A 15879-nucleotide genomic window follows, 5' to 3' on the forward strand; every position below is an offset into this window, starting at 1 on the left:
ACGCGATGGGACGTCGATCTGGTTCGGAGCTCCCGAGGATTCTTCAACGGAGACGGCGCCGGCGCCGTAGAACGCTCGAACCTCGCAGACGGCGCGAGGGCGCCCGACCGATGGTCGGACGCCCTCGCGGGGGTACTGCTGGCTACTGCCTGCGGATCAGTGGAACCGCTTGCCGTTGACCTTCTCGGCGATGCCGGAGGAGTCGAGCAGCATAGTGAGGCCACCGTTCCAGAACGAGAAGCCGGCGCCGGTGATCATGGCGAGGTCGATGTCCTCGGCCGCGACGGCGACACCCTCGTCGAGCATCAGCTTGACCTCCTCGGCGAGACCGGAGAGGGCCTTCTCGCGCAGCTCCTCCTTGGTCAGCTCGACCGGCTCGGCCGGAGCGACCTGGAGGGCCTTGACCTTGGGGTCGATGGTGAGGTCGGGCAGGTAGAAGGAGGAGATCTTCTCCTCGACGACCTTCTCGAGCAGCGGCGAGACGTAGAAGCGCTCGGGGAACGCCTTCACCAGGGTCTCGTTGTTGTGCAGCGCGATCGCCGGGCCGACCAGGCCGAGCAGCATGAACGGCGGCATCGGAGCCACGCCACCGAAGGCGGCGTCAGCGGTCTCGATCGGGGTGCCGGCGTCGACGGCCTTGGCGACCTCACCGAGGAAGCGACCCAGGAGTCGGTTCACGATGAAGGACGGGCTGTCGGAGACCAGGATGGTGGTCTTCTTCAGGCCCTTGCCGGTGGCGAACGCCGTGGCGAGCGTGGCGTCGTCGGTCTTCTCGCCCTTCACGATCTCGAGCAGCGGCATGACCGCGACCGGGTTGAAGAAGTGGAAGCCCACGACCCGCTCGGGGTGCTCCAGCTCGGAAGCCATCTCGGTGATCGAGAGCGACGAGGTGTTGGTCGCCAGGATGCACTCCGGGCCGACGACCTTCTCGACGTCGGCGAAGACCGACTTCTTGACCGACATCTCCTCGAAGACGGCCTCGATGACGAAGTCCGCGCCCGCGAAGGCGGTGGCCTTGTCGGCGGAGCCCGTCACCAGCGACTTGAGGCGGTTGGCCTTGTCGGAGGTGATGCGGCCCTTGGCGAGCAGCTTCTCGACCTCGTCGTGGACGTAGGAGACGCCCTTCTGGGCGCGCTCCTCGTCGAGGTCGGTCAGCACGACCGGCACCTGCAGGCGACGGGCGAAGAGCAGCGCCATCTGCGAGGCCATCAGGCCGGCACCGACGATGCCGACCTTGGTCACCTTGCGGGCCAGCGCCTTGTCGGGGGCACCGGCCGGGCGCTTGGCGCGCTTCTGCACCAGGTCGAAGGAGTAGAGGCTGGCGAGCAGCTCCGGCGTCCTCGACATGTCCTCGAGCGCCTGGTCCTCCGCGGCGAAGCCCTCCTCGCGGGTGGCGGTGCGGGCGCCGGCGAGCAGCTCGACGATCCGGCGGGCGGCGGGCGAAGCGCCACCGGTGCGGGCCAGGACGATGCCCTCGGCGCGCGCGATGGCGGCGTCCCATGCCTCACCGCGGTCGATCTCCGGGCGCTCCACGACGACCTTGCCGGTGAGCACGTCGGCGGCCCAGCGCAGCGAGGACTCGAGGTAGTTGACGCCACCGAAGACGGCGTCGGCCAGCCCGAGCTCGAAGGCCTTCTTGCCGCCGACCGTACGACCGTTGTTGAGCGGGTTCTCCAGCGCCACGGTGACGGCCTTGTCGGCACCGATGAGGTTGGGGACCAGCCACGCGCCGCCCCAACCGGGGACGAGGCCGAGCATGGCCTCGGGCAGGCCGAGCGCCGGGGCGCTGTCCTGGACGGTGCGGTAGTCGCAGTGCAGGCCGACCTCGAGGCCGCCGCCGAGGGCGAGGCCGTTGATGAAGCCGAAGGAGGGCTTGGAGCCGTGCAGCTTGCCGAAGACGGCGTGGCCGAGCTCGGCGACGGTGCGGACACCCGCCGGGCCGGAGGCGGCGACCGAGGTGAGGTCGGCGCCGGCCGCCAGGATGAACGGCTTGCCGGTGACACCGATGGCGACGACCTCGTCGTCGGCCAGGGCGGCGTCGATGGCGGCGTTCAGCGAGATCAGACCCTTGAAGCCGAACGTGTTCGGGCGGGTGTGGTCGTGGCCGTTGTCGAGGGTGATGAGGCCCATGACGCCGGCGTCGCCGGGCAGGGTCACCTTGCGCAGCTTGGCCTCGGTCACGACCTCGGCGTCGGAGGCGTACGAGGCCGCCTTCTCGAGCAGTGCGTCAACGTCGTACATCAGGCGGACTCTCCGTTCCAGTGCGGGTTCTCCCAGACGACCGTTCCACCCATGCCGATGCCGACGCACATGGTGGTGAGGCCGTAGCGGACCTCGGGCTTCTCCTCGAAGGTGCGGGCCAGCTGGTTCATCAGGCGCACGCCGGAGGAGGCGAGGGGGTGGCCCATGGCGATGGCGCCACCGTAGGGGTTGACGCGGGCGTCGTCGTCGGCGATGCCGAAGTGCTCGAGCATGGCCAGCACCTGGACGGCGAAGGCCTCGTTGACCTCGAGGGCACCGATGTCGTCGATGGTGAGTCCGGCCTGCTTGAGGGCCTTCTCGGTCGACGGGATCGGGCCGGCACCCATGACCTCGGGCTCGACACCCACGAAGGAGTAGGAGACCAGGCGCATCTTGACCGGCAGGCCGAGCTCCTTGGCGGTCTCCTCGTCGGCGAGGATCGCGGCGGTGGCGCCGTCGTTGATGCCGAGGCATTGCCCGCGGTGACGTTGCCGTGCGGGCGGAACGGGGTCTTCAGGCCGGCCAGCGACTCCATGGTGGTGCCGGGGCGGGGGCCCTCGTCGGTGGTGGCCAGGCCCCAGCCTGCTCGACCGAGCGGGCGGCGACGGGCACCAGGTCGGGCTGGATCTTGCCGGCGGCGTAGGCCGCGGCGGTCTTCTCCTGGGAGCGGACGGCGTAGGCGTCGCAGCGCTCCTTGGTGATGGAGGGGTAGCGGTCGTGCAGGTTCTCGGCCGTGTTGCCCATGACGAGCGCCTCGGGGGAGACGATCTTCTCGGCGACGATGCGCGGGTTGGGGTCGACGCCCTCACCCATCGGGTGGCGGCCCATGTGCTCGACGCCGCCGGCGATGGCGATGTCGTAGGAGCCGAAGGCGATGCCGCCGGCGACGGAGGTCACCGCGGTCATGGCGCCGGCGCACATGCGGTCGATCGAGTAGCCGGGCGTGGTGTTGGGCAGACCGGCCAGGAGGGCGGCGGTGCGGCCCAGGGTCAGGCCCTGGTCACCGATCTGGGTGGTGGCCGCGATGGCGACCTCGTCCACTCGCTCGGGCGGCAACTGGGGGTTGCGCTCGATGAGCTCGCGGATGCACTTGATGACGAGGTCATCGGCACGGGTCTCGGCGAACTGGCCCTTGGCCTTGCCGAACGGCGTGCGCACGCCGTCGACGAACACGACCTCTCGCAACTGTCGGGGCACTGAGTCTCCTGTGATCGGTGGAAGCCCGGCCGGCTGGGTCGGGCACCCCTACGTTACCCCTCGGTAACCAACCCGTCAGCACCCGGGAGTGTGCCTGTCGTCACCTTCGTCCCCCGCGCCGCGCCCGGCGGCGGACGACGACGTACGGCGTGGCGCGTCGGCCCGCAGCGTCGCACGCGTGCGTGGCCGAATACCCTTGCCCCATGGCTGACCAGGGACCCAGGCTCGTGCACATCGTCGACGACGTCCCCGAGCTCGACGGCACGGACGAACTGACCATGGTGGTTGCCCTCAGCGGGTTCCTCGACGCCGGCCAGGCCAGCGCCCTCGCGGTCCAGCACCTGCAGTCCCTGGGGGACGGTCCGGTGGTGGCGACCTTCGACATCGACGCGCTCTACGACTACCGCGCCCGGCGACCTCCCGTGACCTTCGTCCAGGACCACTACGAGGGCTACGAGGCCCCGCGCCTCAACGTGCGCCTGCTGCGCGACACCGGCGGTACGCCGTTCCTGCTGCTCCGCGGCCCCGAGCCCGACATCCGTTGGGAGGGCTTCGCGCTGGCGGTGCGCGAGGTCGTGGAGCGCCTGGGCGTGACCCGGGTGGTCAGTCTCGGCGCCATCCCGATGGCGGTGCCGCACACCCGCCCGGTCGCGGTCACCTACCACTCCAACGACCCGGCCCTGCTGACCGGACGCAGCGCCTGGTCGGGCGAGGTGCGGGTGCCGTCCAGCGTGCAGGCCCTGCTTGAGATCAGGCTGGGGGAGTGGGGCACGCCGCCCTGGGCTACATCACCCACATCCCGCACTACCTGGCGCAGATGGAGTATCCGGTCGCCTCCCTGGTGCTGCTCGAGCAGCTGGAGCGCGGGGGCCGGTTGACCGTCGACCTCACCGCCCTGCGCCGCTCGGCCGAGGAGTGCGAGGAGGAGATCGTCGACTACCTGGCCGACCACTCCGAGGTGGCCGACGTGGTGCACGCCCTCGAGCAGCAGTACGACGCCTTCCGGCGCTCCGAGGAGGCGGGGGCCTCCCTCCTGGCGCCGGATGAGCCGCTGCCCACGGGTGAGGACCTGGGGGCGCAGTTCGAGCAGTTCCTGGCCGGGCTGGACCGCCCGGACGCCGACGGAGAGCAGGAGTAGTCAATGGCTGGAAGCGTGGAGAAGCTGCTCGCCCTCCTGGAGCTCGAGCAGCTCGACGTCGACCTCTACCGGGGCGCGCAGCCCGACACCGAGCGGCAGCGGGTCTTCGGGGGCCAGGTCGCCGGCCAGGCGCTGGTCGCCGCCTCGCGCAGCGCGGACCCGGAGTTCGACCTGCACTCGCTGCACTCGTACTTCCTGCGCCCGGGTGACACCCGCGTGCCGATCATCTACCAGGTGCAGCGCATCCGTGACGGGCGCTCCTTCGAGACGCGGCGCGTCGTCGCGATGCAGCACGGGCGCGAGATCTACTCCCAGACCACGAGCTTCCAGCGGCGTGAGGACGGCTTCGAGCACAGTGACCGGATGCCCGAGGTCGGCGCGCCCGACCAGGGGTTGTCGCTGGCCGACCTGGCTGCTGCGCGCAGCGAGGAGGAGCTGCGCCACTGGCAGCACGAGTGGGCGGGGCTCGACATGCGCCACATGGGCATGTCGGGGCGCGGCCTCGAGGTCAACCCCGACACCCCTGCCCAGGCACGCCTGTGGGTGCGGGTCGACGGGGACCTGCCCGACGACCCGGCGATCCAGAAGGCCGCCTTCACCTACGCCTCGGACCTCACGCTGATCGGCGCCACCCTCGTGCCGCACGGCATCCACATCAACTCGCCCAAGCTGCAGCCGGCGTCCCTGGACCACACGGTGTGGTTCCACCGGCCCCTGCGCGCCGACGACTGGTGGCTCTACGACCAGGTCTCGCCGTCGGCGTCGGGCGGTCGTGGCCTCGCGCTGGCCCGGGTCTTCTCCCAGACGGGTGAGCTCGTGGCGACCGTCGCGCAGGAGGGACTCATCCGCCGCATCGGCTGAGCCCATAGCACTACACCGTTGTAGTTCGCGGCATTTGATGACAGACACGCCGAGCGTGTTTACTGTGGGCGCTGTTGTGACGCCTGTTCCTGGTGTGACGAGTGGGACTCAAGCCGCTCGTGGCCCCCGGTAGGGGCGTCGTCCTTCGTCCCTAGGTGGTCCGTGTGCCGACGTCGCGAGCTCTGCGCCTGACGGGTCTGGCGTTGAGCGCCCTGCTGGCGACGTCCGTGGTCCTTCCGGCCTCGTACGCCGCGGGAGACGCCGCCCGCCCTGGCAGCGCCGTCTCGCAGGAGTCGGTCGTGACGTCCGCTCCCGCGGTGACGGGCGCAGCCAAGAAGAAGGGTGCGGCGACGAAGGCAGCCGCCAAGAAGGCAGCCGCCCAGAAGGCAGCGGCCAAGAAGAAGGCAGCCGCGAAGAAGGCGGCGGCGAAGAGGGCGGCGGCGAAGAAGGCAGCGGCGAAGAAGGCAGCGGCGAAGAAGAAGGCAGCCGCCAAGAAGACGCCGACCCCGGTCACGCCCTTCCACATGCCCTTCGCCTGTGGCCAGTCCTGGACCGGCAGCACGCGCTCCCACCACTCGCCCAGCGCGCACTCGATCGACTTCAACGCCCCCAACGACCTCGGTCAGCCCGTGGTCGCCTCCGCGCCGGGGCGAGTCGTCACCTCGAACAACACCAGCAACTCCGGCTACGGCCGCTACGTCGTGCTCGACCACGGCAACGGCGAGACAACGGTCTACGCCCACCTCCAGCACTCCCACGTCACGGTCGGCACCTGGCTGGACCAGGGCGCCCTGGTCGGCCAGCTCGGGACGACCGGCAACAGCTCCGGGCCGCACCTGCACTACGAGCAGAAGGTCGGGCGTACGGTCGTCGCGCCGAGGCTCAACCGCACGAAGTACGTCTACGGCACGTCGGCCTCGACCAACTGCGCCGACGTCCCGCTGGCAGGGAACCTCCTCGAGGGGGAGGGGGCGCAGGTGGCCGTCTTCCGTCGCAGCGCGGCGCCGCAGGTGCACGTGCGTGGTGCGGACGGCAAGACCCGGCTGATGGCCGTGGGCCAGGCCTCGGACGAGCCCGTCCTCGGTGACTGGACCGGATACGGACTGCAGTCGGTCGGCTCCTTCTCCCCGGCGACGCGCACGTTCACCCTGGCCGGAGAGGCCGGCTTCTTCTCGATCACCTTCGGACTCCGCGGCGACCGTCCGATCGCCGGTGACTGGGACGGCAACGGGATCTGGGAGGTCGGTGTCTACCGGCCCTCGAACAGCACCTTCGTGCTCCGCAGCGCGACCGGCACGTCCACCAACCTCAAGCTGGGCAAGGTCGGCGACCTCCCGGTCACCGGCGACTGGGACGGCGACGGGGTGACCGACGTGGGCGTCTTCGACCGGGCGACGACGACCTTCACGCTGCGTACGCGGGCAGCCAAGCCGGTCACCACGACCGTGCGCCACGGCTTGGTCGGCGACATCCCCGTCGCCGCTGACTGGGACGGCGACGGGAAGGCCGACGTGGGCACCTGGACGCCGGCCAACGCCACCTTCTCCCAGCGCATCGCGCCGTCGGGCAAGGTCGCCCCCCGCGTGCAGAACGTGCGCTACGGCCGCGCCCGCTGAGCGGCGCCCGCGCAGGGTGCGTCAGAGCGCGGTGGCGCGCCCCAGCACGTGCGGAGCCCCGTCGCGCGGGTTGCGCAACGCGAAGCGCCAGTCGTCCCCCGAGCCGTCGACGCCGTAGGCGACCGTTGCCGGGAGGAAGACCGGCTTCTTGAACGCCGCCTCGATCCGCACCGCGTCGGGCAGCCTGTTCTCGATGGCGGCGACGCAACGGGCCTTGGTCCACATGCCGTGGGCGATCTGCCGCTTGAAGCCCAGGGCCCGGGCGGTCAGCGGGTAGAGGTGGATGGGGTTGAGGTCGCCCGACACCGCGCCGTAGCGACGCCCGAGACCCTCGTCGAGTCGCCAGGTGATGCGACCCTCCGGGGCCTCGAACGACATCCCGTGCGGGGCGTCCTCCCTGCTCCGCCCACGCACCAGGTAGGCCGAGACCGACTCCCACACCACCTCGTCGCCGGCGGTGATCGTGGAGACGAAGTCGACCACCGTCCCCTTCGCGTGCGGGCGCGTCGTGGCCACGGAGACCTCGACGCCGAGTGTCTCGGTGGGGCTGATCGGACGGTGCGACGTGATCGTGTTCTCCAGGTGCACGCTGCCCATGGCCGGCCACGGGAAGTCAGGGCTCGCCATGACCTCCATCTGGGCGCCGAACGTGAGCAGGTGGGGATAGGTCACCGGCACGGTGTCCTTGGCGGGAAAGCCGCAGACCGCGGCGTAGCGCGCCACGTGGCCCGCGTCGATCGCACGCGCAGGGGTGCGCACGGTGACGCCGGAGAACTGCTCCGGTCGGACCTTGCGGATCCCGGGCAGCTGGTTGACGCCGGGGACCGACGGCAGTGCCGCCCGCCCCAGGTGCGTCAGCGCACCCACTCAGGCCCCCAGCATCATCTGGCCGCAGACGCGGACCACGTTGCCGTTGACCGCGGTCGAGCCGGGGGAGGCGTACCAGGCGATCGTCTCGGCGACGTCGACGGGGAGCCCGCCCTGGGACATGGCGTTGAGGCGCTGGCCCACCTCACGGGTGGCGAACGGGACGGCGGCCGTCATGGCGGTGATGATGAAGCCGGGTGCCACGGCGTTGACGGTGATGCCGTCGGTGAGGTCGTCGGCCAGGTCCTGGACCCAGCCGATGACGCCGGCCTTGGACGCGGCGTAGTTGGTCTGCCCGACGTTGCCGGCGATGCCCGCGATCGACGAGACGCCGATGATGCGCCCGTTGGGGTTCACGACACCCTGCGCCAGCAGCTCGCGGGTGATGGTGGCCGGCGCGGTGAGGTTGACGGCGATCACGCTGTTCCAGCGGTCGTCGGCCATGTTGGCCAGCTTCTTGTCGCGGGTGATGCCGGCGTTGTGGACCACCACGTCGACGCCACCGTGCTCGGTGGCCAGGTGGTGGGCGATGCGCTGCGCGGCGTCGGGGTGGGTGATGTCGAGCGCCAGGTGGTCCCCGTCGAGCTCTGTCATCAGGGTGACCAGCTCGCTCGCGGCCTGCGGCACGTCGACGCCCACGACCTTCGCGCCGTCACGGTGCAGCACACGGGCGATCTGCTCGCCGATCCCGCGGCTCGCGCCGGTGACCAGGGCGACCTTGCCCTCGAGCGGGCGGCGCAGGTCGGGGACCTCGCCGGCCGTCGTACGGTCGCCGATGCCGATGCGCACGACCTGCCCCGAGACGTACGCGGACTTGGGGGAGAGGAAGAAGGAGAGCGTCGAGTCGGCCGCACGCTCGGCGCCGGGGGCGACGTAGACCAGCTGCGCAGTGCCGCCGCGGCCGATCTCCTTGCCGAGCGAGCGGGTGAAGCCCTCCAGGGCGCGCTGGGTGATCCGGGCGTCGCCCTCCAGCAGCTCCGGCGGGGTGCCGAGCACGACGACGCGCGGGCACGAGGCCAGGCGGCGCATCACCGGGGTGAAGAACTCGCGCAGGGTGACCAGGGTGTCGGGTGTCTCGAGGCCGGTGGCGTCGAAGACGAGGCCCTTGTACGTCGCCCCCTCGGCGTCCTGGTCGGTGGCGGTCACCTCGAGCTCCTTGAGCTGCGCGACGAGCTGCGGGGCGAGGCGACCGGCCCCGCCGACGAGCACGGTCCCGTCCACGAACGGAGCACCCTCCGACCAACGCTCCAGGCGGGTGGGGTTGGGCAGCCCGAGATTCTTGACGAGGAACTTGCCGACGGGCGAGGAGACGAAGCCCTGGTACTTGTCGCTCATGGGGTCCTCCGAGGAAGGTGACGTGGGACGGTGTGGGTGACGCGGCGCACGTGCTCCGGTCATGGACACGGCGCGGTGCTCACAGCCAGTGTGTAACTGTAGGTGTAACTCGTAGTTCCAGCCGGGCCGTCCACCATGTGTGACGACGCCGGGCGGACGCAAGACCTGAACCAGCAGAGCTGAACAAGGAGACACGTGATGCAGGCCCAGACCCGCCGCGTTGCCGTCATCGGCGGCAACCGGATCCCCTTCGCCCGGTCCAACACCGTCTACGCCGGCGTCTCCAACCAGGAGATGCTGACGGCGGCCATCGACGGGCTCGTCACCCGCTTCGGGCTCGAGGGCCAGCGCGTCGGCGAGGTCGTGGCGGGTGCGGTGCTCAAGCACGCCCGCGACTTCAACCTCACCCGTGAGAGCGTGCTCGGCTCCAAGCTCAGCCCGGAGACCCCTGCGACCGACATCCAGCAGGCCTGCGGCACGGGCCTCCAGGCGGTCATCCAGGTCGCCAACAAGATCGCGCTCGGTCAGATCGACGTCGGCATCGCCGGCGGCTCGGACACCACGTCCGACGCCCCGGTCGCCATCAGCGACAAGCTGCGCAAGAAGCTCATGAAGGTCAACACCGCCAAGGACACCAAGTCCAAGCTGCTGGCCCTGGGCCAGATCCGCCCGGGCGACATCGGCCTCGAGGTCCCGCAGAACTCCGAGCCCCGCACCCGGCTCTCGATGGGTGAGCACCAAGCGCTGACCGCGCTGGAGTGGAAGATCAGCCGCGAGGACCAGGACGAGCTGGCCGCCCGCTCCCACCAGAACCTCGCCCGCTCGTGGGAGGAGGGCTTCCACGACGACCTCGTGACCCCGTTCCGCGGCGTCGAGCGCGACACCAACATGCGTGCCGACTCGACCGTCGAGAAGCTGGCCAAGCTGAAGCCGGTCTTCGGCAAGGGCGCGGCCGCCACGATGACCGCGGGCAACTCGACGCCGCTCTCCGACGGCGCCTCAGCGGTGCTGCTGGCCTCCGAGGAGTGGGCGGCCGAGCGCGGCCTGCCCGTGCTCGCGTACATCACGGCGTACGAGACGGCGGCCGTCGACTACGTCAACGGCAACGAGGGCCTTCTGATGGCACCCGCCTACGCCGTGCCCCGCATGCTCGAGCGTGAGGGCCTCAAGCTGCAGGACTTCGACTTCTACGAGATCCACGAGGCATTCGCGTCCCAGGTCCTCTCGACGCTGAAGGCGTGGGAGTCGCCGGTCTTCTGCTCCGAGCGCCTCGGCCTCGACGCCCCGCTGGGTGCGATCGACCGCGACAAGCTCAACGTCAACGGCTCCTCGCTGGCCGCGGCGCACCCGTTCGCCGCGACCGGCGGTCGCATCGTCCCGGTGCTGGCCAAGCTGCTCGACGCGAAGGGATCCGGTCGTGGCCTGATCTCGATCTGCGCCGCCGGTGGTCAGGGCGTGGTGGCCATCCTCGAGAAGTGAGCACGTCGGTGTGAAGTGACGCCGGGGAGGGAACGCTCCCCGTCGTGGACAAGAACTCCGTCGTCAGCACGGTCAAGGGACGGGCCGAGAAGGCCCACGACAGCCAGTGGATGGACCACCTCGCACGCGCGGGACTCGTCGCGTACGGGGTGGTCCACCTGCTCGTGGCCTGGGTCGCGGTCCAGCTCGCCTTCGGCGAGAGCCGCCGGGAGGCCTCCAGCAAGGGCGCCTTCTCCGAGCTCGCCTCGCACTCCTTCGGCAAGGTGGCCCTGTGGGCGCTGGCCGTGGGGCTGGTGCTCCTCGTCGTCTGGAAGGTGCTGGACGCGGTCTTCGGCAAGCCCGACGACTCCTCGAAGGACGGGGAGGGCTGGCGCCAGCGCGGCGGTGCCGCCGTCAAGGCGGTGCTGTACGCCGCACTCGCCCTCACTGCCCTCCGTACGGTGACGGGCGGAGGCGGCGGCAAGGGCAGGTCGATGACCGCCACGGTGATGAACTGGCCCGGCGGTCAGTGGCTCGTCGCGCTCGCCGGGTTGGCCGTGATCGGCTACGCCGGCTACCTCGCCTGGAAGGGCTGGACCGACAAGTTCCTCGAGCACCTCGACGCGGAGGGTCGGGCCGGCGAGACGGGGGAGGCGTACCGCTGGTTCGGCAAGATCGGCCACCTCGCCAAGGCGGTGGCCACCGGCATCGTGGGCGGCCTGGTCGTGCACGCCGGCTGGACCCACCAGGGCAAGGAGGACCAGGGCCTCGGTGACGCCCTGCGTACGGTGCTCCAGCAGCCCTTCGGTCCGTGGTTGCTCTGCGTGATCGCGGCCGGCATCGCCTGCTACGGGTTCTTCTGCTTCGCCCGCGCCCGGCACCTCGACCGCTGAGGCAGGTCACGGCGTCGGGGCGGTGCCCACAGGAGGCCGGGTGGACCACGTCGCGTCCGCACGCTGGTAGTCTCCGGCGAGATAGACATCCTTTAACGAGCCGTCCTGTGAGGCGGAGAAGGAGGTCCGGCACAGCCATGACTGGTGCCCCCACCGATGGAACCACCGAAGGTGCTCCCCGCACCGTCCTCGACGCCCGTGACGTCTCCCGGGCGCTGACCCGCATCTCCCACGAGCTGCTCGAGCGCAACCGGGTCGTCGACGACCTGGTCCTGCTCGGGCTGCAGACCCGAGGTGTCCCGCTCGCGCGGCGGATCGCCGCCCGCATCGCCGCGGTGGAGGGCGTCGACGTCCCCGTCGGCGAGCTCGACGTGACGATGTACCGCGACGACCTGCGCTCGCAGCCGACCCGGGCCTCGCACCGCACCGAGATCCCCGCCGGAGGGATCGACGGCAAGGTCGTCGTGCTCGTCGACGACGTGCTCTTCTCGGGCCGCACGATCCGTGCCGCGCTCGACGCCGTCGCCGACCTCGGCCGTCCTTCGGCCGTGCGGCTCGCGGTCCTGGTCGACCGCGGCCACCGTGAGCTCCCGATCCGCGCCGACCATGTCGGCAAGAACCTGCCCAGTGCCCGCAGCGAGCGCGTCAGCGTCCGCGTCGCGGAGGTCGACGGGGCCGACGAGGTGAGCATCTCGTGAAGCACCTGCTCTCGATCGACGACCTGTCCGTCGACCAGATCCAGGAGATCTTCGCCACCGCCAGCGACATGCACGACGTGCAGCGCCGCTCGGTCAAGAAGCTCCCCGCCCTGCGCGGCGTGACCGTGGTGAACATGTTCTTCGAGGACTCCACCCGCACCCGCTCGAGCTTCGAGATCGCCGGCAAGTGGCTCTCCGCCGACGTCATCAACATCTCGGCCAAGGGCTCCTCGACCTCCAAGGGCGAGAGTCTGCGCGACACCGTGATGACGGTCTGCGCGATGGGCGTCGACGGGCTGGTCATCCGCCACCAGGCCAGCGGTGCTGCCCAGCAGGTCGCCGGGTGGGTCGACGCGAGCGTCGTCAACGCCGGTGACGGCATGCACGAGCACCCCACCCAGGCGCTGCTCGACGCCTACACGCTGCAGCGTCGCCTCGGCTCGCTCGAGGGCAGGCACGTCGCGGTCATCGGCGACCTGACCCACAGCCGGGTCTTTCGCTCCAACGTCCAGTGCCTCACGAAGCTGGGGGCCGAGGTCACCGTCGTGGCGCCGCCCACCCTGATGCCCAGCGGCGTCGGGCCGTGGTCGGAGAGCGCGGGCTTCGCGACCTCGTACGACGTCGACGAGGTCCTGCCGACCGCCGACGCCGTGATGATGCTGCGGGTGCAGCGGGAGCGCATGTCGGGCGGCTACTTCCCGACGGCGCGCGAGTACACCGTCGGCTACGGGCTGACCCGGGACCGGCTCGCCGCCCTGCACCCGGACGTCCCGATCTGCCACCCCGGACCGATGAACCGGGGCCTGGAGATCGCCGCCGACGCAGCGGACGCCGCCCAGTCGGCGATCCTCGACCAGGTCTCCGCCGGCCTCGCCGTGCGGATGGCCGTGCTCTACCACCTGCTCGCCGGAGAGGAGTCCAGCGCGTGAGCCTGCTGATCAAGGGGGCCGCGCTGTTCGGCACCGAGACCGCTGACCTGCTCGTCGTCGACGGCCGCATCGCCGCCGTGGGCGCCGACGCCGCGTCGCAGGCGCCCTCGGGCACCGAGACGCTGGACGCCGACGGCCTGGTCGCCCTCCCGGGGCTGGTCGACCTGCACACCCACCTGCGCCAGCCCGGTCGCGAGGACGCCGAGACGGTGCTCACCGGGTCGCAGGCCGCCGCGGTCGGCGGCTACACCGCCGTGCTCGCGATGGCCAACACCACCCCGGTGACCGACACCGCCGAGGCCGCCCTGCGCGTGTGGGAGCTCGGTCGCGAGGCCGGCCTCGTCGACGTGCAGCCGGTCGGCGCGGTCACCAAGGGGCTCGCCGGTGAGGAGCTCGCCGAGCTCGGGCTGATGGCCCGCTCGGCCGCGCAGGTCCGGGTCTTCTCCGACGACGGCAAGTGCGTCCACGACGCCCGTGTGATGCGCCGGGCCCTGGAGTACGCGAAGGCCTTCGGCGGCGTCGTCTCCCAGCACTCCCAGGACCCGGTGCTGGCCGGTCCCTCCGCCTGCTGCCACGAGGGCGAGGTCTCGGGGCGTCTCGGACTGCCCGGGTGGCCCGGGATCGCCGAGGAGGTCATCGTCGCCCGCGACGTCATGCTGGCCAAGCACACCGGCTCGCGCATCCACGTCGCCCACGTCTCCTCGGCCGGCTCGATCGAGGTGATCCGCTGGGCCAAGGCGCAGGGGATCGACGTCACCTGCGAGGTGACGCCGCACCACCTCATCCTCACCACCGACCTGCTCACCGGCTACGACCCGGTCTTCAAGGTCAACCCGCCGCTGCGCCCTACCGAGGACGTGATGGCCCTGCGCGAGGCGCTCGCCGACGGCACCATCGACGCGGTCGCCACCGACCACGCGCCACACGCCCGGCACGACAAGGAGCACGCCTTCGTCGACGCGGCGTTCGGCATGCTCGGCCTCGAGACCGCGCTGGGTGTGGTCCGCACGGCGATGGACGACGAGTTCGACTGGAACGACATCGCCCGGGTCATGTCCCGCACGCCGGCCCGGATCGCCGGGCTGGAGGAGCACGGTGGCCAGCTGGCCCCCGGCGAGGCCGCCCACGTGACGCTCGTCGACCCGACCGCGACGGTCACCGTCGACCGGGCCGCCTCGGTCTCGCTCTCGCGCAACAACCCGTGGCACGGTCACGAGCTGACCTCGCGCGTGGTGCACACGGTCTTCGGCGGCAAGGTCACCGTGCGCGACGGCGCCCTGGCCTGAGGCTGGTCGTGGCCGGGGAGCGGACCGTCGAGGAGCTCTTCGAGGGTCATCCGCGCAGTCTTGAGCTCTGCCGAGCCGTCGAGGAGGCCGTGGGCGCCGTCGGCGACAGCACCGTGACCGTGGGGCGCAGCCAGGTCGCCTTCCGGCGGCGCCGCGGGTTCGCGTACGTCTGGCGTCCCGGGCAGTACGTGCGCAGCGACGTCCCGGCAATGCTGTCCCTCGCCCTCCCGCACCGGATCGACTCCCCGCGCTTCAAGGAGGTCGTCCACCCCTCGCCCGGGGTGTGGATGCACCACCTCGAGCTGCACGAGGTCGCCGAGGTCGACGCCGAGGTACGCGGGTGGCTGCGCGAGGCGTACGAGCACGCTGGTTGACGGTGGTGCGGGACCACACGTCGGGGGCAGGATGGGGCGATGCGCATCGGACAGCAGGTCTCCCGCTTCACCTGGCCCGGCTCGCCGGCCTCCATCGGCCCCACCTTCGCCTCGATCGCCCGCTGGTCGGAGGCGGCCGGGTCGGAGAGCCTGTGGGTGATGGACCACTTCTGGCAGATCGCCCAGATCGGCCCGCCCGAGGAGGAGATGCTCGAGGCCTACACGACGCTCGGCTTCGCCGCCGGCGTCACCTCCCGCCTCGAGCTCGGCGCGATGGTCACCGCGGCGACGGTGCGCAACCCGGCGCTGCTCGTCAAGACGGTCACGACGCTCGACGTGCTCTCCGGCGGTCGCGCCTGGCTCGGCATCGGGGCGGCCTGGTTCGAGGAGGAGAACCGCGGCTACGGTCTCGACTTCCCGACGACCGCGGAGCGCTTCGTACGCCTCGAGGACACCCTGCGCCTGGCGAAGCAGATGTGGGCCGGTGACGACTCGCCCTTCGAGGGGGAGGGGTTCACGGCTCCGCGTCCGCTCAACGTGCCGCAGCCGGTGCGGACCCCGCCGATCCTGATCGGCGGCGTGGGGGAGCGCAAGACCCTGCGCTTCGTGGCGAAGTATGCCGACGCCACCAACATCTTCGACGGCGGGCCCGAGTTCGTGGCGCAGAAGCTCGGCGTGCTGCGCGAGCACTGCGACGCGGAGGGGCGCGACTACGACTCGATCCGCAAGACGGTGCTCACCCGGATCAGCCTCAGCGAGCGGAGTGGGGAGAAGGTCCCCTCGGGTGAGGAGGCGATGAGCGTCGACCAGGCCCTCGACAAGGTCGGCGCGCTGGCAGCCGTCGGCGTGGACACCGCGATCATCGGCATGGGCAACGACACCGACGAGGCGGCCTACGAGCTGCTGGGGCAGCTGGTGGAGCACGCCGCTTCGATCTGAGGCTGCGCCCACCCTGAGCTCAGGACAAGGCAGCCCAGGCCAGGCAG

13 protein-coding genes and 2 pseudogenes are annotated in these 15879 nt (G+C 71.0%); 10 read left to right on the top strand and 5 right to left on the bottom strand.

Annotation, left to right across the window (positions count from 1 at the left end; translation table 11 throughout):
* Positions 1–156 precede the first annotated feature (156 nt).
* The 3 genes and pseudogenes from E2C04_RS07615 to E2C04_RS19550 form a co-directional block, all read right to left on the bottom strand.
* Positions 157–2241, bottom strand: coding sequence for a 3-hydroxyacyl-CoA dehydrogenase NAD-binding domain-containing protein (locus tag E2C04_RS07615; protein WP_135832158.1), 2085 nt, complete (start codon positions 2239–2241; stop codon positions 157–159).
* Positions 2241–2633: a beta-ketoacyl-[acyl-carrier-protein] synthase family protein gene (locus tag E2C04_RS19545; protein ID WP_238694476.1), complete on the bottom strand. Its 393-nt coding sequence runs from the start codon at positions 2631–2633 to the stop codon at positions 2241–2243. The genes E2C04_RS07615 and E2C04_RS19545 overlap by 1 nt, the downstream gene beginning before the upstream one ends.
* 259 nt (positions 2634–2892) lie before the next feature.
* Positions 2893–3438, bottom strand: a pseudogene (locus E2C04_RS19550) (thiolase family protein); the annotation flags it as partial.
* 278 nt (positions 3439–3716) lie between these two features.
* On the opposite strand from E2C04_RS19550, the pseudogene E2C04_RS07625 reads away from it, so the two are divergent.
* From E2C04_RS07625 to E2C04_RS07635, 3 genes and pseudogenes are all read left to right on the top strand, one after another.
* A pseudogene (locus E2C04_RS07625) lies at positions 3717–4576 on the top strand (proteasome assembly chaperone family protein).
* Between the two features lie 3 nt (positions 4577–4579).
* Entirely contained in the window at positions 4580–5437 is an 858-nt protein-coding gene (locus tag E2C04_RS07630; protein ID WP_135832159.1) for an acyl-CoA thioesterase, read from the top strand.
* Between the two features lie 299 nt (positions 5438–5736).
* Entirely contained in the window at positions 5737–7053 is a 1317-nt protein-coding gene (locus tag E2C04_RS07635; protein ID WP_135832160.1) for a VCBS repeat domain-containing M23 family metallopeptidase, read from the top strand.
* A 21-nt stretch (positions 7054–7074) separates the two neighbouring features.
* On the opposite strand, the gene E2C04_RS07640 is transcribed toward E2C04_RS07635, so the two are convergent.
* Together E2C04_RS07640 and E2C04_RS07645 are read right to left on the bottom strand one after the other, a co-directional pair.
* Positions 7075–7920, bottom strand: coding sequence for a MaoC family dehydratase (locus E2C04_RS07640; protein WP_135832161.1), 846 nt, complete (start codon positions 7918–7920; stop codon positions 7075–7077).
* Positions 7921–9255, bottom strand: a complete 1335-nt coding sequence (locus E2C04_RS07645) for a 3-oxoacyl-ACP reductase (protein ID WP_135832162.1) — start codon at positions 9253–9255, stop codon at positions 7921–7923.
* Positions 9256–9453: 198 nt separating this feature from the next.
* On the opposite strand from E2C04_RS07645, the gene E2C04_RS07650 reads away from it, so the two are divergent.
* From E2C04_RS07650 to E2C04_RS07680, 7 genes are all read left to right on the top strand, one after another.
* Complete coding sequence (locus tag E2C04_RS07650; protein WP_135832163.1) at positions 9454–10734, top strand: acetyl-CoA C-acetyltransferase; 1281 nt, start codon at positions 9454–9456, stop codon at positions 10732–10734.
* Between the two features lie 44 nt (positions 10735–10778).
* Complete coding sequence (locus E2C04_RS07655; protein ID WP_135832164.1) at positions 10779–11606, top strand: DUF1206 domain-containing protein; 828 nt, start codon at positions 10779–10781, stop codon at positions 11604–11606.
* 137 nt (positions 11607–11743) lie between these two features.
* Positions 11744–12304: a bifunctional pyr operon transcriptional regulator/uracil phosphoribosyltransferase PyrR gene (gene pyrR, locus E2C04_RS07660; RefSeq protein WP_135832165.1), complete on the top strand. Its 561-nt coding sequence runs from the start codon at positions 11744–11746 to the stop codon at positions 12302–12304.
* The gene (locus tag E2C04_RS07665; RefSeq protein WP_135832166.1) at positions 12301–13233 is read left to right on the top strand and encodes an aspartate carbamoyltransferase catalytic subunit; all 933 of its coding nucleotides are present in this window, start codon (positions 12301–12303) and stop codon (positions 13231–13233) included. Before pyrR ends, E2C04_RS07665 begins: the two co-directional genes overlap by 4 nt.
* A complete protein-coding gene (locus E2C04_RS07670; protein WP_135832167.1) occupies positions 13230–14519 on the top strand; it encodes a dihydroorotase in 1290 nt (429 codons plus the stop codon). The genes E2C04_RS07665 and E2C04_RS07670 overlap by 4 nt, the downstream gene beginning before the upstream one ends.
* An 8-nt stretch (positions 14520–14527) precedes the next feature.
* Complete coding sequence (locus tag E2C04_RS07675; protein ID WP_202977932.1) at positions 14528–14893, top strand: DUF5655 domain-containing protein; 366 nt, start codon at positions 14528–14530, stop codon at positions 14891–14893.
* Positions 14894–14932: 39 nt separating this feature from the next.
* The gene (locus E2C04_RS07680; protein ID WP_135832168.1) at positions 14933–15832 is read left to right on the top strand and encodes an LLM class F420-dependent oxidoreductase; all 900 of its coding nucleotides are present in this window, start codon (positions 14933–14935) and stop codon (positions 15830–15832) included.
* Positions 15833–15879: the final 47 nt, after the last annotated feature.

Source organism: Nocardioides daphniae (assembly GCF_004777465.1).
Taxonomy (GTDB): Bacteria; Actinomycetota; Actinomycetes; order Propionibacteriales; family Nocardioidaceae; genus Nocardioides; species Nocardioides daphniae.